Raw genomic sequence first — 24,823 nt, 5'->3', positions numbered from 1 at the left:
TAGGTAAAATTCTTATCATAATGATAGTTGCAGTATTATTAATAACAAACGTATTGATAAAGGAGAATGTACATGGCAATAAAAGTCGCTAAATGGATAAGTTATATCATTCTATTAATCGCACTCATTTTTATCACTTTTTTGATCTATGTGACAGTTACAGATTACAAACCTGCAGAAGAAATTTCACTTACAGTTAATAACCAAAGTGGAAATATGCTTAGGGCAAATGAACCTTTTACGATGACTACTTTTAATATTGGTTATGCAGGGTTAGATAAGGAACAAGATTTTTTTCTAGACGGTGGAAAAATGTCAAAATCAAGTAGCAAAGAACAAACGTTGATAAATTTAGAAGCAATAACGTCATTCATAGAGGATAAAAAATCTGATATTTATTTATTACAAGAAGTTGATACTGATTCTTCACGTAGCAATCACATTAATCAAATCGATCATATTTCAAAGAAATTACCTGATTATAGTTATACGTATGGTGTAAATTACAAAGTCCCTTGGGTACCAGTACCAATCCTAGATCCAATGGGATCGGCAAATAGTGGTATATTGACTTTATCTAAATACACAATTGAACAAAGTACTAGATTTGCACTAGCTGGAAAAGAAGACTGGCCAAGACAATTATTTGATTTGGACCGTGCATTTACTGAAAATAGAATTCCTATCGACAATGGAAAAGAGCTGATTCTTATTCACCTACATTTATCAGCATACGATGAAGGTGGGAAGGTGAGAAAACAGCAATTACAATACTTATCTCAATATTTAGCAAATGAGATACAAAAAGAAAACTATTTAATATTAGGTGGAGACTGGAATCATGTTATTCCTGGAACAGATCCTTATTTATTCGAAACAACAGAAGAGTGGCCTGAATGGCTGCAAGAATTCCCTGAAACATTTAAACCAGAGGGCTTCCAATGGGTAGCAGATCGACAGGTTCCAACTAGTCGCACAACCCAATATCCATTTAGAGAAGGAGTGAATTTCTTAGCTGTAATTGATGGCTTCTTAGTATCTCCAAATATTGAAGTTATAAATGTATCAGGAGATTACTTAGGATATGAAAACAGTGATCATAACCCAGTGACAGGAGAATTTATTTTAAAATAGAAATGCTCGCTTCACTTTGTTGCTATTGTTATATAAGCAATAGAATGAGGTTAGATGTCATTTGCATCTTTTTAGAGAAGAAAAGGTATTAAAGCTTGCTGTTATGCAAGTTCATTTCATATTATATTAATGCTAGATAGCTAGTAGCTAGCCTCAAGGCTTTGGACTTATTTTCAGCTGGACTAAGTATAAGAGCATAATCAATAAGAAAACAAAAAACCTCTTCAAACGTTGAAGAGGTTTTCATTACTAATTAAACTCGATCACTACCGAAGAAGTTCTTAAATGATTGAATAGCTGTATCCCTATTTAAGGATGCAATTGATGTAGTTAATGGAATTCCTTTTGGACATGATTGTACACAGTTTTGGGAATTCCCACAATTCGCCAGACCACCTTCACCCATAAGTGCATCTAGACGCTCACCTTTGTTCAGGGCTCCTGTTGGATGTGCATTGAACAAGCGAACTTGTGAAAGCGGAGCAGGTCCAATAAAGTTTGATTTACTGTTAACGTTCGGACAAGACTCTAAGCACACACCACATGTCATACATTTTGATAGTTCATAAGCCCATTGACGTTTCGTTTCAGGCATACGTGGACCAGGTCCTAAATCGTACGTTCCATCAATCGGAACCCAAGCCTTTACTTTTTTCAATGAATCAAACATTCTACTTCTATCAACTTGTAAATCACGCACAACTGGGAATGTTCTCATCGGCTGTAATCTAATCGGCTGCTCTAATTTATCAACCAAAGCTGTACATGATTGCTGTGGCTTACCATTTATGACCATTGAGCATGCACCGCATACTTCTTCTAAACAGTTCATATCCCAATTAATTGGTGCTGTTTTATTACCATTTTTATCAACCGGATTTCTGCGAATTTCCATAAGTGCTGAAATGACATTCATGTTCGGTCGATATGGAATTTCAAACTCTTGTTCATAAGGGGAAGAATCAGGCTCATCTTGTCGTGTAATAATAAATTGAACGACCTTCTGCTCACTCATCTTACTTCTCCCCCTTCTTTTTCTTCGTATAATCACGCTTACGTGGTTCAATCAATGATACATCAACATCTTCGTAACTAAATTCTGGTGCTGACTTATGATCAACAAACTTTGCCATCGTTGTTTTTAACCATTCTTCATCATTACGATCAGGGAAGTCAGGCTTATAATGAGCACCGCGACTTTCGTTTCTGTTATATGCACCAATCGTTACTACACGTGATAATTGTAGCATGTTTTGAAGTTGACGAGTAAATGATGCACCTTGGTTACTCCATTTGGCTGTATCATTAATATTAATATTATCAAAACGTTCGATAAGTTCTTGTATTTTTTCATCTGTTTTTAGTAGCTTATCATTGTGCCTAACAACCGTTACATTATCGGTCATCCATTCCCCAAGTTCTTTATGAAGAATATAAGCATTTTCATTACCATCAAGATTTAAAATATTATTCCATTTTTCAGTTTCTTGCTTCTCAAAGCTTTCAAATAAAGTAGAGGATATATCTTCAGCACTCTTCTCAAGACCATTAATATATTCAACAGCTTTTGGCCCAGCGACCATACCACCATAAATTGCTGACAGTAATGAATTTGCACCAAGGCGGTTAGCCCCATGTTGAGAATAATCACATTCTCCTGCAGCAAATAGGCCAGGTACATTTGTCATTTGATTATAATCTACCCATAAACCACCCATTGAGTAATGAACAGCAGGGAAGATCTTCATCGGTAATTTACGTGGATCATCACCCATAAATTTTTCGTAAATTTCAATGATACCACCAAGCTTAACATCAAGCTCTTTAGGATCTTTATGTGATAGGTCTAAATAGACCATGTTTTCTCCATTTATTCCTAGTTTTAAATCAACACACACATGGAATATTTCACGTGTTGCAATATCTCGTGGAACAAGATTTCCGTATGCAGGATATTTTTCCTCAAGGAAATACCACGGCTTTCCATCCTTATACGTCCATACACGTCCACCTTCGCCACGTGCTGATTCACTCATCAGTCTCAGCTTATCGTCACCAGGGATAGCTGTTGGATGAATTTGAATAAACTCACCATTCGCGTAGCTCACACCTTGTTGATAAACAATCGATGCTGCTGATCCAGTATTAATGACTGAGTTAGTTGACTTCCCAAAAATGATTCCAGGTCCACCAGTCGCTAAAATAACTGCATCGGCTTTAAATGATTTAATGTCCATTGTTTTTAAATCTTGACCGACGATACCACGGCAAGTCCCATCGTCATCAATGACAGACCCTAAAAATTCCCATCCTTCATATTTCGTTACAAGTCCACTCACTTCGTGGCGACGAACTTGCTCATCTAATGCATATAGCAGCTGCTGTCCAGTCGTTGCACCAGCAAATGCCGTTCTATGATGCTGCGTTCCACCAAATCTACGGAAGTCTAATAATCCTTCTGGTGTACGGTTAAACATAACGCCCATACGATCTAATAAATGTATAATACCAGGTGCAGCATCACACATTGCTTTTACCGGTGGCTGATTTGCTAGAAAGTCCCCACCATAAACTGTATCATCGAAATGCTCCCATGGTGAATCTCCTTCACCTTTTGTATTTACGGCACCGTTAATACCACCTTGTGCACATACAGAGTGAGAACGTTTAACTGGTACTAATGAAAATAGATCAACCGCTACTCCTGCTTCTGCAGCTTTAATTGTTGCCATTAAGCCAGCTAGCCCACCGCCGACTACAATGATTTTTCCGTTACTCAAAGTGACTCACCCCTTTAATTGCTTACTTAGATTCAAGTGAATGCTAAAATCGTACGAATACCTACATATGAAAGTGCTACAAACACACCGATCGTTACATAAGTAGAGATTTGTTGTGAACGGGGAGTTACGGTAATTCCCCAACTAACTAGGAATGACCATAATCCATTTGCAAAATGAAAAATAGTTGAAATAACACCAACGATATAAAAACCAAGCATGATAGGGCTTTCTAAAATATTCGCCATCATATCATAATTAACTTCTGCACCGAAAGCTGCTTGAACTCGGGTTTGATAAACATGCCAAGTAATGAATATTAACGTAATAACCCCTGATATACGTTGTAATAGGAACATCCAGTTTCTGAAAAAACTATAATTGCTTACATTATTTTTAGCTGTGAAAGCAATATACAGCCCGTATATCGCATGAAATAAAATAGGAAGAAAAATGACAAAAGCCTCTAAAACATAGCGATATGGCAGACCTTCCATAAAGTGAGCCGCTTTATTAAACGCCTCCGGACCTCTTGTCGCAAAGTAATTCACAGTTAAATGCTGAATTAAAAATATCCCTACTGGAATGACTCCTAATAGTGAATGTAATCTGCGATAAAAGAATTCACGATTATTTTCCACAGTTATACCCCCCTTGAGTTGAATCATTTTTTTGAAAACTTAAAACAAAAGTAAAATAAAATAAAATCCCATCCCCATTACTTATGATGAGGAAAAAATAAAAAATGAATAGATTGCATTTTTTATCAATATAATGTAACAAATTTATTGTACTCTCAACATTATCAAGCGTCAAGAAAACGTGTTCATAAAATATTCATGAATTTTCTTTTTTTTCGTCATAATCAATCAAATTTCACCGTAATTTTCCATAATACGGTGAACCACTCTTCATAAAAGACGAACAATCAGTATCCTTAAAAGTTTTCATTAAAAGTAAACAAAAAACTTATGCCTTAATGCTGCTATTGTTATATAATAATTTGGTGAAGAGGGGGTCAAAATGAAAGACTTAATCTATACCGAAGAACATACAGAAGAAAACAATACATCCGTACCTGCTTTTGGGTTAGAAATCTATAGAGAACATGTGCTTCCGAATATTTTTCGAAAAGAATTATCATTTATTATGTATTTATCAGGAAAAGATCTAGCAAGAAAATTTCCATGTAATAATATTGATGAAATCATTTCTTTTTTTCATGAGGCTGGATGGGGGAACTTATCCACTGTAAAAGAAACGAAAAACGAGCTACACCTCGAATTAAATGGACATCTTGTTGAAAAGCGCTTATCATCTGACAATATAACCTTTCAACTGGAAGCTGGTTTTTTAGCGGAACAAATTCAAGGACAAAAACAAATGATTACAGAAGCTTATGAGCAGCAAAAGCCTCGATCGAAAAAGGTGATTTTCACTGTAAAATGGGATAGGCTTGATATCATTTCTTCATAAACAGCTAGCTCTTCATTAATCATTATATTTAATATAAGGTGGCTCTTTTCGTAAACTATGATACTTTTTTCCTAAACTAGAAGATAAAGATGTTGTTGTACGCAACAATCATCGTTTTATAGAAGAAAAGATACTAAGAAATAGGTACGAAAAACAACAATCTATGCGAAAGCCGTCATTAAAAAAGACAAATCTGTTTGTTATTTCTTAGTACGATAAATTTGCTATTTTAACGATAGAGACCCTGACGAATATACATCAGGGTCTCTTCTCAGTTTTGGCTAAATGATATGAATCATTGAGCGTAACAGTAGTTAATTCCTAAATGATAACCTTTTATTACTCTTTGTCGTTCATCTTGTTATAAATTTCTTTAGCTACATTAATTGGAATCTGTGCTTTTTGAAGATCTTCAACGGTTGCTTCTTTTAACTTTTTAATTGAGCCAAAATGCTTAAGAAGTGCTTTTTTCCGTTTTTCACCAACACCTGGGATATCATCAAGTATAGATTTAAAAACAGATTTACTTCTTATTTGACGATGGAAAGTTATTGCAAAGCGATGCACTTCATCTTGTATACGTTGAATCAAATAAAACTCTTGGCTATTTCTTTCAAGCGGTACTGTTTGGACAGGATCACCAACAATTAGTTCAGATGTGCGGTGTTTATCATCCTTAACCATTCCTGCAACCGGAACTTCGATTCCAAGCTCATTTTCTAAAACATCTTGAACTGCGGCTAAATGCCCTTTGCCACCGTCAACTAAAATTAAATCTGGAAATGGCATATTTTCCTTTAATACACGAGTGTATCTCCTTCTTACTACCTCGCGCATAGAATCATAATCATCTGGCCCAATGACTGATTTTATTTTGTACTTTCGATACTCTTTCTTTTCTGGCTTCCCATCAATAAAAACAACCATTGCAGATACAGGATCCGTCCCTTGAATATTTGAATTATCAAAGGCCTCTATACGGTGAGGAGTTTCAATCCTCAATTGTGTACCTAAGTTTTCTACTGCCTTTATTGTTCTTTCTTCATCACGTTCGATAAGTGAAAACTTCTCTTGTAAAGCAAGCTTCGCATTTTTCTTTGCTAAATCAAGCAGTTCTTTCTTTTGTCCACGTTTTGGTTGTAAAACCTGTACTTGTAATAACTGTTCAACTAACTGTTTATCAATATCATTTGGAAGCAATATTTGCTTTGGGATAAAATGCTCTGTTTTCGAATAAAACTGCCCTAAATATGTTAAAAAGTCTTCAGTCGGCTCATTGTAAAAAGGAAATATCGACACGTCTCGCTCAATCATCTTTCCTTGACGAATAAAAAATACTTGTACACACATCCATCCTTTATCAAAAGAGTAGCCAAAGACATCACGGTCAACTAAATCCTTCATTGTTATTTTTTGTTTTTCCATCGTTGTTTCAATATGTGTAATTTGATCACGGTATTCTTTAGCCCGCTCAAAATCTAGCTCTTCCGATGCCTTTAGCATTTTTGAAGTTAGCTCTTTTTTTGTTTGTTTATACCCACCATTTAAAAATCGAACGATTTGTTCGACCATTTCTTTGTTTTGCTCTTCAGTCACTTCATTCACACAAGGAGCTAGGCATTGTCCCATATGATAATATAGGCAAACTCGGTCTGGGAGCGTTGAGCATTTGCGCAGAGGGTACATACGATCCAATAGTTTTTTCGTTTCGTTCGCAGCTTGAACATTTGGGTATGGCCCAAAATATTTGCCTTTATCTTTTTTGACCTTCCTCGTAATAAGTAGACGTGGGTGAGTATCTGCAGTGACTTTAATGTAAGGATACGTTTTATCATCCTTTAACATAATATTATATTTTGGATCAAACTTTTTAATTAAATTAATTTCAAGAATTAAAGCTTCTATATTTGAAGAGGTCACGATATATTCAAAATCAACAATTTCATTTACTAGCCGTAACGTCTTTCCATCATGAGAGCCTGTAAAGTAAGACCTGACACGATTCCTAAGAACTTTCGCCTTCCCTACATAGATGACTGTCCCATTCTTATCCTTCATTAAATAACATCCTGGATGTTCTGGTACAATTGAAATTTTTTCTTTTAAATGATCTGACATGACAATCGCTCCAACCTTTAATCTTTCCACTTATATAAAGTGATTTCTCCATATGAAGGGTCCGACATGATACTCGAAGAGAATGAAGTCACTTTCTCAATAAATCCTGAAACATTAACCCCTTGTGATTCAAATCCTTTGAGTACATGATCAGTAACATAAATTGTTGCATTCTTATAATATAATTTATCTTGTAGAAACCTTTCATAAGTAAATATTCTTTTGTGAGGAAAGGATACGTTATTATACTTTAGCACCCTCGTTTCCTCCCAAGTATATAATACAACAAATTCGTTCTGTGCATCTAAATAATTGCCTAATTGATGTGTAGCTGGTTGCTCTGTTGCTTGTTCGTAAATTAATTTATATCCTACAATAACTTGACTAAGGACAATAACTGTTAACATCACAACAAGGAATATGTGAAAGGATCTCTTTAAAATCAAAATGAGTAATTGAAAAAGAACCATACCAACTAGAGGCGTTATATGTCTAGGCTTATCAATGTTTTGCGCAAACAATGCCCAGATGAAATACGTTGCCCCGATGATTAATAACCAATAATCCGAGCGTGTGTAAAGTTTTTGTGTAAGTAATTTATAGCAACAAAAAATGAATAGTACACTATATACTAACAATAATAATAATGATTTAGCAGCTACTCCATTCCAGACTATGTTTATTCCGATTAATGTTAATAATCGATAAAAAACAGACTCGCTAGCAGTAACTTGTGTTCCACCCCAGTCATTGAAGTGACCGGATGTAAAAGATAGAGCTAATTTAATAAAGCCACTAACACTTCCTTCAGTCATTATTAACCCTATAACCCAACATAATTGAAAAATGATTGCAAATACAACTAAACGACTAAGTCTCCCAAAAGATTCAAACCTTTTCCAATCATATAACCAAAGAAGTATAATACCAATCCCAAAGGGTAAATAAGATAGACGAATGCCTAATACGATACTAAAAAAAAGCAGAGGCAATAACTGCAAAACAAATCGATCTGAATTTTTTGCTTGAAATAAACTCCATATATACCACCAAAGAAATGCAATCGCTGAACCTTCTGACATAGGTTGAGTAACAATTAAGCCTACGTAGCTTGCCGTTTGTATGACAGCTACGACCAAAAGGCTTTGTTGTCTATTAATATATTGTCTAGCCATCAAATAAATGGGTATAACAGAAGTGATCATCGCTAAAACATTAAAAACCGCTAGTGCCTTGGCTCCATTATCAATGACCGTATTTATTAACATACCACCTAATATAAAATAAGGATAACCAGGGAAATGTGGTTGCATTGATAATAAATCATAACGTGTAAGTGCCAAAGTAAAATCTACCTGATCCCATGTTGCAGCAAAAGGACTACTATATATTAATTGCAAATAATAATAATAAGTTAAACAAATGATACAAACAGTAACACAAAGTGAAAGTATATGCTTTTTATTATTTTCTAGGAAATGATTCATTAGGTTTTAAGGTTATTGAAAATCAACAAAACGCTGATAATCCCCCAGGCTAACCTCCTTAATTCTTCTAAATAGAGAAGCATAAAAGCGACTTTTCTGCTCATATTGCAGTTTCAAAAACATTATTCAACCTCGACACTACATAGGTTTATGAATTTATTTGTTCCTTATACATCAATATAAGAATACTTTAATATGCTGAAAAAAGTACAAGACTACTGTCTCGTACTTTTTAAAAGTATATTTTTTAAAGCTTTGTTTGGGGTTCAAGCACCTTAACATTGTTTGTTTGTTCTTGTTTGCTGTTCTCCTGCTGTTCTTGGCCATAATGGGATTTAATTAGTAAATAGATGACTACGAAGTACCCTATATATGCCAACATTTCTTCAATTGACGGCATAGAAGAATAACCGAAAAGTGCTTTTAAGAATATGCCAATATCACCAGATAAGAGAGGTGCTACTCCGTTATCTCGCACATAGTGCGCGTAATCGATTGGATGTTCTGGTAAAAACCAAGTAATGTCATAGACATGTGGCATTACACTACCGATAATTTCTAAATCTTGGAGCATTCCAATTCCTTGAACTAATAAACCAGCTGCTATTAAGATAATAAATGCACCAGTAACTTTAAAGAATGTCTTTAATGGAATACGCATTGTCCCTTTAAAGAAGAAGTAACAAATGACTACAGCAATGAGCATACCCGTTATTGCTCCCCAACCTTCAAGTGCTGCACCAATATTCCCCCCGGTAATAGCTGCAAAGAAAAATACTGTTTCGACACCCTCTCGCAAAACGACTAGAAATGAATGAATAACCATACCAATTATATTACCTGTTGAAATAAATCGGTTCATTTTTCCTTCTACATTACCCTTAATATCTTTACTATGTGCTGCCATCCAAAACACCATTTGGGTAAGTAGCAACGTAGAAACTAAAATAATTCCAATCTTTAAGTACATCTCGTTTCCCATAGCTGCAAAACCGGTAAAAACAACTTGGAACAACATCGCTATCCCGACACTTGCTAATACTGCTAATCCTGCTCCTAACCACACATATTTAGTATATTTTGAATGGTCCATTCTTTTTAAGTAGGTCGTAATGATCCCAACAATGAGCAGGGCTTCCAGAACCTCTCGAAACGTAATTAATAATGCTTGAATTTGCATAGCTTTTCTCCTTCCCCACTAGGAGTATCTCATAAGACGAATTTCGAAACACTTAAATGATGCTCATATCTTACTTTCTTTTTTTCTTCATAGAATATATAACGATAGCTATTATCACACCAATGATTAAAAGAATTGGAATCCAGTTTGTAAAGTTAGATAAATCTGTCCATTCTTTTTTTCCAGTATCCGTCAAAGTAGACTCAACATCTTCTTCGTTAAAATGTCCAACTTCAATATTTAACACATTAAGCTGCTCTTGAATTGTCGAAATAATGATTTCTTTACTTTCTATAAAACTATTAATATCTGCTTCTTTCTCACCTACACCAAATAATCCAGGATTTCCAAGGGCAGATAATGCAAGATCAAACTCATTTCTTAACGATTGATCCAATTCTTGATCTTTACTCTCGATAAGTGGTGATAATGCTTCATATGTAGCAAATCCTTTTGCTAATAAACGCTTAGATGTATCAAAATCTTCAAAGTTTAGTTCAATACTTTCAAGTCGACGTGCTATATTCAAAACGAGGATTTTTTCTAAGTCCTTAATGACTGCATCTTTATTTTCATCCTCTATATGTTTTGTAATAGTTTCTGTTGGCTCTGAGCCCATATGGAGGTCAACATCTTCTTTGACTGTCTCGTAAATGGCTTTAACCTCAGAAAAATTAGGTGGTTCTTCATTTAATTTTATAAGCATATCCTTATATGCTTCAGCAATCGGCTCCTTATTTGGATCACCGTATGAATATGCAAAAACTTGAGTCGATAATAGCGAATTGAAAATGAATATCAATGTCACCCAAAAAAATAATACCTTTTTCATATAATATTTCCTCCCACACATTAATGATAATGATTATCATCATTAATGTCAATACTATATATTAAGAAAAGCATAAGTGTCATTACTAATGTTTCTTGCTCTGTTCAATGTTATTTAAACGTAAAGTTCTTGCTTGAAGCCTGTCAGGAAAAATTTCATTAAAATGTGACGAAGCTTTAGCACATATTAAGTGATTTCAAATCAGACCGATACGGTTTGAGAGGCTTGAAGGTGTTGCAATAGGCACAAACACCTCCTACATCTTTAAAAAAGCATTTTAGCTATTCATACGTCATTCTGTAGATCTCTTAACAAGTTAGAATTATAGCTTTTCGTACTAGTGACATGTATCTTCTATCCATTGATGATACAAAACCATATTTTACTGACATAATTTTGTGAAATTAGCTACTCTTTTTCGCTGCTTCTAATGGTAATATGTGATAATTGTAATCTATTTCTACTTGTTCGACTGGCCTTGTTATTTCTTTTATTATTGCAGGTAGGACACTTGTCATATAAGAATTAAATTTAATAAAAGATTTGCCTTTTGTCCTCACATGATACTTAATGGGAACTTCCTTCACACGAAATCCTTTTCTTACTAAATTTAGCGTGATAACTTGGGCATAATTGTAATCATGAATAATCTCAGCATTTTTCATCGCCTGTAGTGAGAATGCCCGCATACCCGATTGTCCATCATGTATCCATTTTCTTAGTAGGATGGATTGCATAAATGTAAAGCAATAATTTCCTAACCTGCGATGAAGCTTCATTCCTTGAATTGTCCCAAGAAAGCGTGAACCCATTACATAATCATATTCACCTGATAAGATTGGCTGTAAAAGATCAGGGATTTGTGTTGCTGGATATTCATTATCAGCATCTATCATTACACTGATGTGTCCACCTAACCTAACACTTTCCTCTAACCCCTTTCTAACAGCTGCTCCTAAACCTTGGTTTGATGAAAATTGATAAAAATAATCCGCGCCTGCCTCTCGTGCTACTTTCACCGTTTGATCTGTGGAGCCATCATCAATAACGAGTACTTTTACTTCTAACCTGTCATGAAAGTATCTAGGGATTGCTTTAATAACCTCAGCGATTGATTTTTCTTCATTGTGGGCTGGTAAAAATACGATTACAGTTTGCTTCATCATCATTTGTGAACGCCCTTTCTTATCGCATCTACTAAAACTGGTCCACGGCTATGACTAGGGTAGGGAGCACCTAATAAGTATGCGATTGTAGGCGCAACTGAAACGAGACTTTGCTTGTCGTCAATTCGCTTACCTTTTTCGATATTTGCTCCATACATAAAAAATGGAACATAGCGTTCTCCCTCATCTAAATGTCCATGACCACCTATCCCATCAGCTTGTCCATGGTCAGCACAAACGATAATTGTTGTGTTTGTCATCTTTCCTTGTTCTTCTAGCCAATCAACATATTCCTTTAGTAAAGTATCTGCTTCTTCAATTTTTTGAATATATTCATCATATAGAACACCACGGCTATGACCTGTTTGGTCTGTACTAATTAACTGGGCGACTAGTAAATCCGGATCTTGTTCGCTCATAATTAGCTTTGCTCTATCAATGATGTTTCTGTCTGCAACATCATTATGCATAACTGCTGTAACGGTTTCCACATCATCACCCATTGAGTCAACTAAATGTGCGATGCCTAGCAGCCTTCCTTTTTTACCTACTTTTCGCAATGAGTCAAAGATACTCTCAACTTTAATTCCTAATTTCCACACCATATTTGATTTAATACCGTGTTCAAAAGGATATGTTCCAGTAAACATTGAAGTAAAGCATACAACTGTTCTAGCTGGATATAACGTTTCCATTTGAGAATAGTCTGTACCATTTTTTCTTAAATAATCTAAGAAGGGTGTATTCGCCTCTTCAAATCGCTCTTTTCTCATACCATCAACGACCAAGACAACTACTTTATCACTCATCGCTTCCTTTTGTTCTGGAGCGTTATTTGTTTTTTCACTTATTATTTTTGGCTTCCAATCAAACAAATTTCGATGTAATATCCATGCAAATAATAATAAAAAGACATAAAATGCTAATAAAGGTGAGTATGATAATTCAAAATCCATGTGCATTTGTTCAAATGTTAAATTCCACAATGACAGAAGTAATAAGAACTTTGGTAATTGCTCTTGTGCATTACCACTCGTTGAATCACTATTTTTTAGTACGAGCTTCCAAAAACGCGTAAAGTTCCACCACGTTGTTCCAATGCGCAAATGATAATACAATGTACCCCAAAAAAAGACAGTAAAAAAGAAATATAACCCTAAAGCAAATAGTAGTAATGGGACATTAACACTGTTCCAAATAATTAAATAAATAACAAATGGTATCCATAAATAATTACGTAAAAACAATGGAAAATCATAAATGAAATATAGAATAAACACAGGGAGTATTAAAATAAAGCTTAATAGAAATGCTGAAAACGATTGTCCCTCAAAAAGAGTCGTAAGATTAAATAGAAGCATCGTTCCTATTACAAAAATAGGTGTGAATGGCTTCCCTTCATTCAAAAGATTCCAGCACCGAGCTGCAAACTTCTCAAATTTTGACGCCTTTTTCATGAAGAATAGCCTCCTTTTCTTTTTATCCAAGTGATGATAGAACTAACAGAAACTGGTGTGAAAATAATTGTTATTATACCTACAATAAACGAAAAAATAAATTTAAAACCATGACTAATAATTGCAATCTCGTATGCCTCTTTCATTGTGATGTTTTTTATACTAGTAATGGCAAATGTCATAACCGTTTCATAGGTGGCAAGTCCGCCAGGAGTTACCTGAAACACTTGGCCACCGACAGTTAAACTATTTACCCATACTGAATGCAAAAAAGCGAGATTACCTTGATAAAGGAGAGCGACACCGTATACGACAATTCCTTCACATATCCAGCTTAATAAAACTGTCGAAATGATTAAAAACCCCTTCCAACCTTTTAACGCATTTTTCAACAAAGCAAAATGCCTTCTCACAAGATTGGCAAACTTTCTTATAAAAAAAATGGCCATAATAGTAACCATGAAAAAAACAGCACCATAGAAAAAAATAGATTGCTGCAATGGGAAGCTTTTTAATATAATTATAAATCCAAACCCTGATATTGACATTAAGATGGCCATATCGATGATGCGTAATACAACGACTGAATGTAATACCTCATCTAGTCGGATTAGCTTCTCCTTCTTTGCCATCACTCCGACTCTAACAACGTCTCCAACTTTGAAAGGTACTACATGATTAACAAAAAGGCTTAAGAAGATGCCTTGCATACAAGTGATTAACGTAACCTTACCATTTACATACCATTTCCAGGCTAACGACCGCAAGATAAATGACAATCCATAAACTACAAACATGACAGCCAATAATAGTGGTGTATTTATAAGTTTTTTTATTGATAATAGCAAGTCAGAACTATTAAACAGCGTGGATGATAAGATTATAAAGATAACTACAGAACAAATCCCAATTGCTTTTACCAACAGTGAAAGATTACTTCTTTTCATACTCTCTTCCCATTCATCTTTACTCTGTACCTTAAGATATTACCATAAATAATACTTAAAATATATTTTTTACAAAGGCTGTTTGGATACACTATAGTCCATGACATTTATCCAATGACCTACCTTACCTAACAAGTTTAAATTGCATTGAAGTTTACGAAAGACTGCTTACGCATTGATTGTTGCTCTTCCTTCTGAGATATAATCACGTAAACATCTAGTGTTTGTGGCAACTTTTTGATAATATTTAACTCTCTTAAAACTCATCTTACAACAAAGTTTACGAACAGTGCCCTACGAAAAGTTCCTTTTCGCAATGTTATTTTTTCTCAAACAAAGAGCCGCAAAGAGCGGCTTCTATGTTATTCATTGATTAATTTGTCAAGTGTAGCAACGATTGATTCACTAATAGGCGCTGCTTCATCACCCTTATTCTCGCTAACTGCATCATACCATTTTTCTGCTTGTTCTAGGAGTGCTATTCTGTCATCTCCAAGCTCTAGCTCGATAGCTTTAACAAACATATTTCCTTCTAATGCTTCGATTGTCGCTTCATTCACGTTACCTTCTTCTAAAGCAGTTACTACTTTCCCGTGGTATACCTTTGATTTTCCTACAAATGCTTTTGTAAATAAGTCATGTACTTGCTCTGCTTTGATGTCAACAGGATTTGTCATATTCAGAGAGAATAATTCATCTAGCTGTTGAGCAGCAGCTTCATCACCACCTGATAAAGATCCTTTAATTGCTTGGAAGAAGCCCCATGCTTCAGCTTGCATGATCGTTAGGTTTAATTCATCAGCATTACCTTCTGCTACTGCTGCTTCAATTTTTTCTGCGTAAGATTGAGCTGCTAAATAGTAGCTACGGTAAATTGATTTATCAGTTAATTGAACAAGTACTGAAAAATCTTCAATATTTCCTTCATTTAATGCTATCTCTTGAGCCGCAAGCCCTGCTTGAATGCTCTGTTCCATACTAGAAGTATCAGTTAATTCATAGTAACTATCACGTTTCACAGCTGTTGGTATAATCACTTCTTCTGCTAAAAGCTTTAATTCTGCAAAAGCTAATTCAGCATCTGCTTGCTTTTCCTCTTCTAAAAATGCAATCACATCTTTATGTAAACTCTTTTGCTTATGATAGAAGTAGGATTGTGTTAACTTATCAATTATTTGTTTGGCAATATTTGCATCTAGCTCACCTGCTGCTGCTGCATCCTTTGCCGTTACAATCGCTTGATCGAAATCACCATTTGTTTCAGTGACCGCATCTTGAAGGTCTGCCTCGTATAAGCTACCTACCTTATCCCAATCTACTGGATTTCCTTCTTTTGCATTACCTAGCTCTTCAATCATTAATTTATATGCTTCAATTTGCTTTGATGTAATCGAATCTTCTACAGATACCTCAGTAGTTTCATCAGAAGTTTGTTGTTCCTCAACTTGTTCAACAGATGCTTCTTCTTTTTTATCAGTAGATGTTTCCTCTGTATCAGAACTACATCCTGCTAGCACACCGCCAGCAAATACTATACTTGAAAATAAAGTAATAACTTTTTTCTTATTCACTAAAAACCTCTCCCTGAATGTGTTGTGTTTGTTTATTGATAATGATTTTCATTACAGGTTGAATTATACAGAGAATGATTTTCAATGTCAATGGTATTTCATAAAAAAGGTTGATTGCTAGTTCATAGATTACTAGTCAATTCAACCAAAAGTTGTAACAATTCTCATCCTTCTTTACGATGCTGAGGTCAAGTTTGTTATGTAAGCTTAAATTATTCAAGGTTGCTTCCGCATTGATTGTTGCTTTTCGCCCTTACATATAAACGAATATATACATCTAGCAATAGTGGCGTCTTTCCTATTCTCATAATAGCAACTAATTTAAGAAAAAAGAGCATTATTCAAAGGGGGAATATAAATGAAGGTTTTAGATTTAGTGAATACACCTGTTTCAGCTTCAAAATTAGAAGCCATCTTTAAAAGTGCTTCCAAAAATACGGCACTATTCGAATGTGTGCTACTACCTCAAGAGGAGATCAAACCACATATACACTCCTTTGGTGAAGACTGCGCAGTCGTTCTTTCAGGAGAATTGACTTATTACGTATCTAACAATCAATCGATAACTGCTACAGAAGGAGATCTTGTTTTAGGATGGAAAAATGTTATTCATGGCTACAAAAATAATACAAAAAACCCACTTCATCTGCTTATTTTTGCATCGCCACGAGAGTTTTTTATTTCATCAACAGCAATCGAGTATAAATATGTAGCCGATGATGATCCAATGGTTATTCATCTACCAATAGAACAGCGTATCATTCGTTCAAACCAACAAAGAGTAGTAGAATCACAATATTCTTCTTTCTCCACTCTTCAAATAGAAGGAGTACACCAAGGGGAATATAACAAGGAGGTGCAAGCATTTGTAGACTATAAAAATAAAAGAGTTTATATATATGAAGATGAGCCTGTTGATTTACAAGTAAACCAAACCACATATTTCATTAAATATGAATACTCTTACTAATAACGATTACCTCTATTACGATAAACCGAAGCAGCCAAGTTAGAGACTTCTGTGTGATAATCATCATTCGTTAGTAAAAATGAAAAGAACCTTAGTAAATAATAATAAAAAAGGAGATAAGACACTTATACATTTTGTCATTATCTCCCTGCTAATTTACAATGTTATTTATCGCTTAAACGTGCTTTGACAATAAATCAGCTAATGCTTCTTTAGGTTGGAAACCAACCACTTTATCAACTACTTCACCATTTTTGAAAACTAATAATGTTGGGATGCTCATCACACCAAATTTTGCTGCAGTTTCTTGGTTATCATCAACGTCAAGCTTAACAATTTTAACTTTATCTCCCATTTCTTGATCTAACTCTTCAAGTACTGGAGCAATCATCTTACAAGGTCCGCACCATGGTGCCCAAAAGTCTGCTAGTACTACTCCATCACTAGTTTCAGCTGTAAAATTTTGATCAGTAACATGTGAAATTGCCATGTTTATCTTCCTCCTAATTATCTACTTCTTTTGATACATCAAAGTATATCACTGTATGGTTTTGGATGCTAATTTTTTGCTTCAGTTGTATTTTTACCTTCAAGATTATATTTTACTTCAGTAAATTTCAAATTAACTAATCTTGTTCTTTAAGGGGATTTTCTGTCGTCTAGCATTGTAAAAAGGACTTCACCCTTGTTACTTATTTAGTAAGCACAGGGAAAGTCCTTTTAGCACATGTCAAAAGGTTATTTCTATTGACTACACCATTTTGTGTTTAAATTTATGAAAGAACTTTTAATTTCTTAAATTCCTCTGTTAGTAACGGCACAACATCAAACAAATCACCGACAATTCCATAGTCTGCTACATTAAAGATATTTGCCTCTGCATCCTTATTAATTGCAACGATAACTTTCGAATTAGACATACCTGCTAAATGTTGAATAGCGCCTGAAATGCCACATGCTATATATAGATCAGGTGTGACAACTTTTCCAGTCTGACCAATTTGTAACGAGTAGTCACAGTATTCCGCATCACAAGCCCCACGTGAAGCACCAACTGCCCCGCCAAGTACATCTGCTAACTCTTTTAATGGCTCAAACCCTTCTTCACTTTTTACACCTCTACCACCAGCTATAACTACTTTAGCTTCTGACAGATCTACTCCCTCGGAAGCCTTTCTAACGACTTCTTTAATAATTGTTCTGAGGTCCTTAATATCTACTGTTAATGAAGAAACTTCACCTGTATTAGCTTCATCCTTTTCTAGTGGAGCAATGTTATTTGGACGTACTGTAACAAAGATTTTGTCACCCGTTACAATCTTCTTTTCAAATGCTTTACCAGAATAGATAGGGCGAGTAAATACAATATTCCCTCCTACACTTTCCACAGCAGTTGCATCAGATATTAATCCACTGTCAAGTTTACTCGCAATTTTTGGTGCTAAATCTTTACCTAGAGCGGTATGCCCAATCACGATTCCGTCCGGTTGCTCAGCATCAATTGCAGCAAGAAGTGCCTGAGAATAACCATCTGTAGTATATGCATTTAATTTTTCATTTTCTACTATAACAACACGGTCTGAACCGAAATAGATCATTTCATTAGCTACACTTGATACAGCATCTCCTATTAGTACTGCAACTACTTCGCCGCCTTCTGCAACTGTTTTTGCAGCTGCAACCGCTTCAAACGACACATTACGTAATGTGTTATCACGAACTTCACCTAGTACTAAAACTTTTCTAGCCATTTTTATTCCTCCCGAATACACTATTTTTAAGATTAGCACAAGCGGTTTTATCTCCTCCGACAAGTGCCTTCATGTAGAAATGACTAAGTGACCACTTGATAATGCATACTGGAGCATGGCACATGGAACCCCTACTCCACCCAAAGTCAGCCCTTGCCATCTTGAATAACTTCCATGCAATCCTCATTTACCTAGGCTGTTTTCGCATAGATTGTTGTTTTTCGTATTAATAGTTAAACACGAATACAACTGGATTTCGTGGCATCTTTTCTTCTATAAAAAGATGATTATTGAGTAAAACGACACCTTTAACTTCTCGTTTAGGAACTATAGTAATAAAGTTTAAGAAAAGAGCCTTTACCTAAGAATAAATTTATAAAACCTTCGCTTCAGAATGTAGTAACGATACGAGTTCTTTTACTTGATCAGGAATGTCGCCTGCTAATATTTTTCCTGCTTCTTTTTTAGGCGGTAAATATATTTCAATTGTCTTCGTTTTTGGAGCTACATCGTCTTCATCTAAATCTAAATCATCTAGTTCAAGCTCTTCTAACGGCTTTTTCTTAGCTTTCATAATACCTGGAAGTGATGGATAACGCGGCTCATTTAAACCTTGTTGAGCTGTGATAAGTAATGGTAATGTCGTTTCAATAATCTCTGAATCTCCTTCTACATCACGGACAACTGTAGCTTTACTACCATCAATGTCTAGTTTTGTTATTGTAGTAACATACGGTATCCCAAGTATTTCTGCAACGCGTGGACCAACTTGACCAGAGCCACTATCAATTGCTACATTCCCTGCTAAAATTAAATCAACTTCCTGTTCCTTTAAATACTCTGCAATTATTTTAGCAGTTGAATATTGATCGCTCTCTTCTAAATCTTCTTCTGTGTTAATTAATACAGCCTTATCGCATCCCATCGCTAACGCTGTTCGAAGTTCCTTTTCAGATTCTTCTCCTCCAACAGTTATGACAGTTATTTCTCCACCATGCTCATCTCGAATTTGAATTGCTTCCTCAACAGCATATTCATCGTAAGGGTTAATAATGAATTCAGCCCCATCTTCATTTATTTCACCATTTGAAATAACAATTTTTTCCTCAGTATCAAATGTTCTTTTTAATAATACATAGATGTTCATTCTATTCCCTCCAATTTACTCTTCAAAATATTTTAACATCACAAACTATTGTTACTTTCCTTTAAAAGTTGGTGCTCTTTTTTCTAGAAATGCACTAATACCTTCGCTAGCATCTTCTGTTGCAAATACTTTCCCAAAAAGCTCTGCTTCCCGCTTAACTCCAGCATAGTATTGATCAGCTTTTGTGTATCTTAATAATTCAATTACAGCTGAAACAGATATTGGACTTTTTGCAGCTATTTTTAAAGCTAGTTTATTAGCTTCTTCTAACATAACTTCTTCTGGAAATGCGTGGTTAGCTAAGCCTAACTTTACAGCTTCCAAACCTGAAATTGGCTCGCTCGTTAACATCAATTCAGCTGCCTTAGCAGTACCTACATAACGTGGTAAACGCTGTGTTCCTGCAAAACCTGGTATTAAACCTAATTGAAGTTCTGGCAAGCCAAGCTTTGCGTTGTCGGTTACAATGCGTATATGACAGCTCATTGCAAGCTCTAAGCCTCCGCCAAGCGCAGCTCCATGAATTGCTGCAATAACAGGTTTTGAAAATAACTCAATTCTTTCAAATAATTGTTGACCAGCTTCTGATAAGACTGAAAACTCTTCACTGCTCGATACAGTCGTAAATTCCTTTATATCAGCTCCTGCGGAAAAGAAGCGCCCCTCACCTTGTAATAAAATGACTCTCACATCTTCATTCTTTTCTAAGTCATCTAATCTTTTTGAAAGCTCTTTCAAAACTAAAGATGACACAGCATTCGCTGGAGGATGATCCAGTGAAACTGTTGCGACATAGTTTGCTATATGACATTTTGTATATTCCATACGTTCACCCCTTCTTTCTGAAAGGCTCTTTTCACAACTTTTATTGTTATATTTTAATACTACAACATCAAAGCGAGGTTTTATGCAATTGGTGAAATTTTCATTTCAAGGAAATGATCATAAAACCATAGTGGTACACTTATGTGTGAAGACAAGCCATTTGCAGTGTCAAAACTGGAAAAGAACTCCAGTTTTGACCATTTGTTTAATTAACTAATCTCAGTTGACCCACATCCGCTAACTACTAAATGGTGCAGAGGATATGCTAATGTCACTAGATCATACTTTTGATCATTCATTACCCACGATGTTACTGTTTCATCAATCGTTCCAAATATCATCTGTCTTGCAAGGCGTATGTCTAAATTTTTGCGAAATTCACCTCTATCGATTCCTGCAAGTATTATATGGTCCAATACTTTTAAATAGCCTTTTAACACATCGTTTATTTTCACACGTAGCTCTTTATTAGATTGACGTAATTCTAACTGAGTAACGATCGCTAAATGATGATCATCTGATAATAATTTGAAGTGTTTTTCAATCAACAGTAATAACTTCTCTTTAGCTGATTCCATTCCTGCAATTTCTTCACTAATTTTTTCTATAAAACTCCCCATTTTCTCTTGAAATAAAGATATCAATATATCTTCTTTGTTTTTAAAATATAAATATATAGTTCCATCTGCAACCCCAGCTTGTTTTGCAATTTTTGAAACTTGAGCTTGATGATAGCCATTCTCTGCAATTACGATTACAGCTGCATCAATGATTTTCTTGTATTTCGGTTTGTTACGCTTCACTATAACTCGTCCCTTCAAAAGGATGTTCAAAAAGAATGGTAAAAATGATGCTTTTGGACGTTACAGCAGTCTATGCCAATACAGCAAGTTACACGCCCTGCTCTTCTAACCTTCTTATCCTCCTTTTGAACACTCACCTCATTAAATGAATGAATCGTCATTCATATTTTAATAATAAAACAGGACTGTTTTTCTTGTCAAGTATATAGTGACTAAATAGACCCTTTCACCGTATGCTCATGTGAAAGGGTACTAAATATTATTGTATATTACACTTACGTAGACTAGCTATCCTTTTTCTTACCCCGTAAAGAAAAGCATATATATGATGCCTATTAATACAAAGATTCCACATAATACAAGTAGAACTTTTGCTAAAGTTTCCATTCTTACTAATCTCTCCTAACCTATCCCTGCTCCAATCACATAGGATAATCCTACTGAAATAATCATTGAAATAAAACCGACAGCCCTATTATCACTCTCAATTTCTTCATCAATTTTAAACATTGGTGTTAAAAACTCGTAAATAAAGTAGCCACTGAGGAGTAATATAAAACCAAAAAGTCCCCACCCCATCATCGTTAATAAAGAATCATGATGACCGATGGAAAATCGAAAAATATTCGCTAAACCGAAAATCTTACCTCCGGTAGCCATGGCAACAGCAATGTTTCCTTTCTTTATTTGTTCCCAATTTTTATACTTTGTTACAATCTCAAAAATCGATAAAAATATAATAATTGAAAGCACAACAACACTGTAATATGCTGCTGTTTGCACAAGTTCATTTTCCCAAAATGAGCTCATTTTCGCTCCCCCTATTTCAATTCTACAATAGAAATTCCTGAACCACCTTCACTCGCCTCACCATAACGAACTTTTTTAACAGCTCTGTGATTTTTTAAAAGGTCCTGAACTCCTTTTCTTAGAGCGCCAGTTCCTTTTCCATGTATGATAGAAACACGTGGGTATCCAGCAAGTATTGCATCATCAAGATACTTCTCTACACGAAGTATCGCATTTTCAAATCTTTCACCTCGTAAATCTAATTCAAGGCTGACATGGTACTCTTTTCCTTTGATTGCTACAAGAGGCTTCGTTTCTATCGGTTTTGGGCGACTAGCATATTGAAGATCTGATTCTTTCACTTTCATTTTCATAATTCCAAGTTGCACTAGCCACTCTTTCGATGAAGCCTTTTCTAGTAAATGACCTTTTTGATCAAGGCTAATTACTTTCACTTCGTCACCAGGTTGGAGGCTTTGTTCATTCTTTTTGCGAATGATATTATTCTTACTTTTATTAAGCTTTGGAGCTGCAGCTTCAAGTCGTTTCTTTGCATCAATAAGCTCGTGCTCTTTCACCTGTGCATATTGTTCCTTTTGGATTTTACGTAAATCCCCAATAATCGATTCTGCTTCTTGTTTTGCAATATTAACAGTTTCACGAGCTTTTTGTTCTGCTTGTTCGAATATCACATCTTTTTGACTAGCAAGCTCAGTCATTTGATCTTCAAGCTTCTTATGAAGATACTTTGCTTCTTTCCTAAGTCTCTCAGCTTCCTCTAGCTTCTCTTCCGCATGCTTTTTACTATCTTCCAAGGAAGCAATCATATTCTCCACAGTATTACTTTCAGTACTAATTTGCTTTTTAGCTCGATATATGACCTGTTCGTCTAAGCCTAAACGTCTTGATATGTCAAAAGCATTACTTCTCCCAGGAACTCCAATAAGCAAACGATATGTAGGACTCAACGTCTCTACATCAAATTCCACACTAGCATTAATTACTCCATCTCTATTATATCCATATGCTTTAAGCTCTGGATAGTGTGTCGTAGCTACCACCCTTGCACCTTTTTGGTAGACTTCGTCCAATATAGAAATAGCTAATGCCGCACCTTCCTGTGGATCTGTTCCCGCTCCTAACTCATCAAACAGCACAAGGCTTTCACTATTAAACTGCTGTAAAATGTCTACAATATTTACCATATGCGACGAAAAAGTACTTAAACTTTGTTCTATAGATTGTTCATCACCTATATCTGCATAAATCGAGGAGAAAACAGACATTTCAGAACCATCTTCAGCAGGGATTTGCAGCCCAGACTGTGCCATTAACGTACATAAACCAATCGTTTTTAGCGCAACTGTTTTCCCCCCAGTATTTGGTCCAGTTATTAAGATCGTAGAATAATCTTTTCCTAGCTCTATATCGTTAGGTACCACCTCATCAGGATCAATTAATGGATGCTTTGCTTTAACCAATCTAATATAACGATCATTGTTCATCACTGGCTTTGATGCTTTGATACTGCGAGCATATTTTGCCTTTGTAAACATAAAGTCAATTTCAGCTAGTATATCAATATTATGTAGTAACCCATCAGCTTCTTCTGCTACATTTACCGTTAATTCATGCAGTATTTTCTCAATTTCTTGCTTCTCTTTTATTTTTGCCTCATGTAAAAGGTTATTTAGTTCAACGACAACTTGCGGCTCAATAAACAATGTTGCACCAGATGAAGATTGATCATGAACGATACCACCGTAAGAACTCCGATATTCTTGTTTTACTGGGATAACAAAGCGATCATTTCTAATTGTAATAATAACATCTGATAGCTTTTTTTGAGCTGAGCTCGACCTAATAATACTTTCTAATTTTTCACGAATGCGGGCTTCACTCGTTCTTAACTGCTGTCTTATTGTTCGCAGCTTAGAACTAGCATGATCATAAATGTCTCCATAATCATTTATACATTGCTTAATTGAGTCTTCCAATTCTCTAAATGGAATTAGTTCAGAACTTAACTCGTGAAAATATGGGATGTCATGATCATCTTCAATCATATCACTCGTAAATTTTTGAATTTGCCTTCCCGCATATATTGTATTTGCAATATCCAATAGTTCTTCAGGATGTAACGTACTGTTGATCTTTGCTCTTTTCACGTTTGATCGAATATCAAAAATACCCCCTAAAGGAACATTCCCTTTTAATCGAAGTATTTTGACAGCCTCATCTGTTTGCTCTTGTAATTTAACTACTTCTTCAAATTTTGTAGCTGGCAATAACGTATCTACCTTTGCTTTCCCTAATGAAGAAGCAACATGAGTAACCAATAAATCTTTTATTTTGTTAAATTCTAATGTTTTTAAAACTCGTTCTAGCAT

21 protein-coding genes are annotated in these 24,823 nt (G+C 35.2%); 3 read left to right on the top strand and 18 right to left on the bottom strand.

Annotation, left to right across the window (positions count from 1 at the left end; translation table 11 throughout):
* Positions 1 to 72: 72 nt before the first annotated feature.
* Complete coding sequence (locus tag SLH48_RS01070; protein ID WP_320256728.1) at positions 73 to 1,134, top strand: endonuclease/exonuclease/phosphatase family protein; 1,062 nt, start codon at positions 73 to 75, stop codon at positions 1,132 to 1,134.
* A gap of 253 nt (positions 1,135 to 1,387) precedes the next feature.
* Here the strand turns inward: SLH48_RS01070 and sdhB are convergent, their stop codons facing one another.
* From sdhB to SLH48_RS01055, 3 genes are read right to left on the bottom strand one after another with little or no spacing between them, the layout of a single operon-like run.
* Complete coding sequence (gene sdhB / locus SLH48_RS01065; RefSeq protein WP_214481541.1) at positions 1,388 to 2,149, bottom strand: succinate dehydrogenase iron-sulfur subunit; 762 nt, start codon at positions 2,147 to 2,149, stop codon at positions 1,388 to 1,390.
* Position 2,150: 1 nt separating this feature from the next.
* A complete protein-coding gene (sdhA, locus tag SLH48_RS01060) occupies positions 2,151 to 3,914 on the bottom strand; it encodes a succinate dehydrogenase flavoprotein subunit (protein ID WP_214481543.1) in 1,764 nt (587 codons plus the stop codon).
* A gap of 32 nt (positions 3,915 to 3,946) precedes the next feature.
* A complete protein-coding gene (locus SLH48_RS01055) occupies positions 3,947 to 4,555 on the bottom strand; it encodes a succinate dehydrogenase cytochrome b558 subunit (RefSeq protein ID WP_320207713.1) in 609 nt (202 codons plus the stop codon).
* A gap of 382 nt (positions 4,556 to 4,937) precedes the next feature.
* Here SLH48_RS01055 and SLH48_RS01050 point away from each other — a divergent pair, with 382 nt between their 5' ends.
* On the top strand, positions 4,938 to 5,390 hold the full coding sequence (locus tag SLH48_RS01050; protein ID WP_214481547.1) for a YslB family protein: 453 nt from the start codon (positions 4,938 to 4,940) through the stop codon (positions 5,388 to 5,390).
* Positions 5,391 to 5,729: 339 nt separating this feature from the next.
* Here SLH48_RS01050 and uvrC read toward each other — a convergent pair whose 3' ends face one another.
* The 8 genes from uvrC to SLH48_RS01010 form a co-directional block, all read right to left on the bottom strand.
* Entirely contained in the window at positions 5,730 to 7,508 is a 1,779-nt protein-coding gene (uvrC, locus tag SLH48_RS01045) for an excinuclease ABC subunit UvrC (protein ID WP_320256727.1), read from the bottom strand.
* A gap of 17 nt (positions 7,509 to 7,525) precedes the next feature.
* The gene (locus tag SLH48_RS01040) at positions 7,526 to 8,851 is read right to left on the bottom strand and encodes a nucleoporin-interacting protein (RefSeq protein ID WP_320256726.1); all 1,326 of its coding nucleotides are present in this window, start codon (positions 8,849 to 8,851) and stop codon (positions 7,526 to 7,528) included.
* Positions 8,852 to 9,242: 391 nt separating this feature from the next.
* A complete protein-coding gene (locus SLH48_RS01035) occupies positions 9,243 to 10,175 on the bottom strand; it encodes an FTR1 family iron permease (protein ID WP_320256725.1) in 933 nt (310 codons plus the stop codon).
* A 70-nt stretch (positions 10,176 to 10,245) separates the two neighbouring features.
* Positions 10,246 to 11,007 (bottom strand): hypothetical protein, encoded by a 762-nt coding sequence (locus SLH48_RS01030; RefSeq protein WP_320256724.1) that lies wholly within the window; start codon positions 11,005 to 11,007, stop codon positions 10,246 to 10,248.
* A gap of 404 nt (positions 11,008 to 11,411) precedes the next feature.
* Positions 11,412 to 12,173 carry a glycosyltransferase family 2 protein gene (locus SLH48_RS01025; protein WP_320257139.1) on the bottom strand — a complete coding sequence of 254 codons (762 nt, stop codon included), beginning with the start codon at positions 12,171 to 12,173 and terminating at the stop codon, positions 11,412 to 11,414.
* A complete protein-coding gene (locus tag SLH48_RS01020) occupies positions 12,173 to 13,630 on the bottom strand; it encodes an alkaline phosphatase family protein (RefSeq protein ID WP_320256723.1) in 1,458 nt (485 codons plus the stop codon). The genes SLH48_RS01025 and SLH48_RS01020 overlap by 1 nt, the downstream gene beginning before the upstream one ends.
* Positions 13,627 to 14,577, bottom strand: coding sequence for a lysylphosphatidylglycerol synthase transmembrane domain-containing protein (locus SLH48_RS01015; RefSeq protein ID WP_320256722.1), 951 nt, complete (start codon positions 14,575 to 14,577; stop codon positions 13,627 to 13,629). Before SLH48_RS01015 ends, SLH48_RS01020 begins: the two co-directional genes overlap by 4 nt.
* Before the next feature lie 362 nt (positions 14,578 to 14,939).
* Positions 14,940 to 16,148, bottom strand: coding sequence for a hypothetical protein (locus SLH48_RS01010; RefSeq protein WP_320256720.1), 1,209 nt, complete (start codon positions 16,146 to 16,148; stop codon positions 14,940 to 14,942).
* Positions 16,149 to 16,506: 358 nt separating this feature from the next.
* On the opposite strand from SLH48_RS01010, the gene SLH48_RS01005 reads away from it, so the two are divergent.
* Entirely contained in the window at positions 16,507 to 17,118 is a 612-nt protein-coding gene (locus tag SLH48_RS01005; protein WP_320256719.1) for a cupin domain-containing protein, read from the top strand.
* Between the two features lie 175 nt (positions 17,119 to 17,293).
* Here the strand turns inward: SLH48_RS01005 and trxA are convergent, their stop codons facing one another.
* The 7 genes from trxA to SLH48_RS00970 all read right to left on the bottom strand — a co-directional run bounded on the left by trxA (position 17,294) and on the right by SLH48_RS00970 (position 24,823).
* Positions 17,294 to 17,608 carry a thioredoxin gene (gene trxA, locus SLH48_RS01000; protein ID WP_214481560.1) on the bottom strand — a complete coding sequence of 105 codons (315 nt, stop codon included), beginning with the start codon at positions 17,606 to 17,608 and terminating at the stop codon, positions 17,294 to 17,296.
* A 283-nt stretch (positions 17,609 to 17,891) separates the two neighbouring features.
* Positions 17,892 to 18,869, bottom strand: coding sequence for an electron transfer flavoprotein subunit alpha/FixB family protein (locus SLH48_RS00995; protein ID WP_320256718.1), 978 nt, complete (start codon positions 18,867 to 18,869; stop codon positions 17,892 to 17,894).
* 373 nt (positions 18,870 to 19,242) lie between these two features.
* On the bottom strand, positions 19,243 to 20,016 hold the full coding sequence (locus SLH48_RS00990) for an electron transfer flavoprotein subunit beta/FixA family protein (protein ID WP_214481563.1): 774 nt from the start codon (positions 20,014 to 20,016) through the stop codon (positions 19,243 to 19,245).
* A gap of 51 nt (positions 20,017 to 20,067) precedes the next feature.
* A complete protein-coding gene (locus SLH48_RS00985; RefSeq protein WP_320256717.1) occupies positions 20,068 to 20,841 on the bottom strand; it encodes an enoyl-CoA hydratase in 774 nt (257 codons plus the stop codon).
* 209 nt (positions 20,842 to 21,050) lie between these two features.
* Positions 21,051 to 21,644 carry a TetR/AcrR family transcriptional regulator gene (locus SLH48_RS00980; protein ID WP_214481565.1) on the bottom strand — a complete coding sequence of 198 codons (594 nt, stop codon included), beginning with the start codon at positions 21,642 to 21,644 and terminating at the stop codon, positions 21,051 to 21,053.
* A 402-nt stretch (positions 21,645 to 22,046) separates the two neighbouring features.
* Complete coding sequence (locus SLH48_RS00975; protein ID WP_214481566.1) at positions 22,047 to 22,454, bottom strand: DUF350 domain-containing protein; 408 nt, start codon at positions 22,452 to 22,454, stop codon at positions 22,047 to 22,049.
* Positions 22,455 to 22,465: 11 nt separating this feature from the next.
* Positions 22,466 to 24,823, bottom strand: coding sequence for an endonuclease MutS2 (locus SLH48_RS00970; RefSeq protein ID WP_320256716.1), 2,358 nt, complete (start codon positions 24,821 to 24,823; stop codon positions 22,466 to 22,468).

This window comes from Cytobacillus sp. IB215316 (genome assembly GCF_033963865.1).
Classification (GTDB): Bacteria; Bacillota; Bacilli; order Bacillales; family SM2101; genus Nanhaiella; species Nanhaiella sioensis.
The sequence above is the reverse complement of the archived record's forward strand: the minus strand, read 5'-3'. Positions and strand labels throughout refer to the sequence as shown.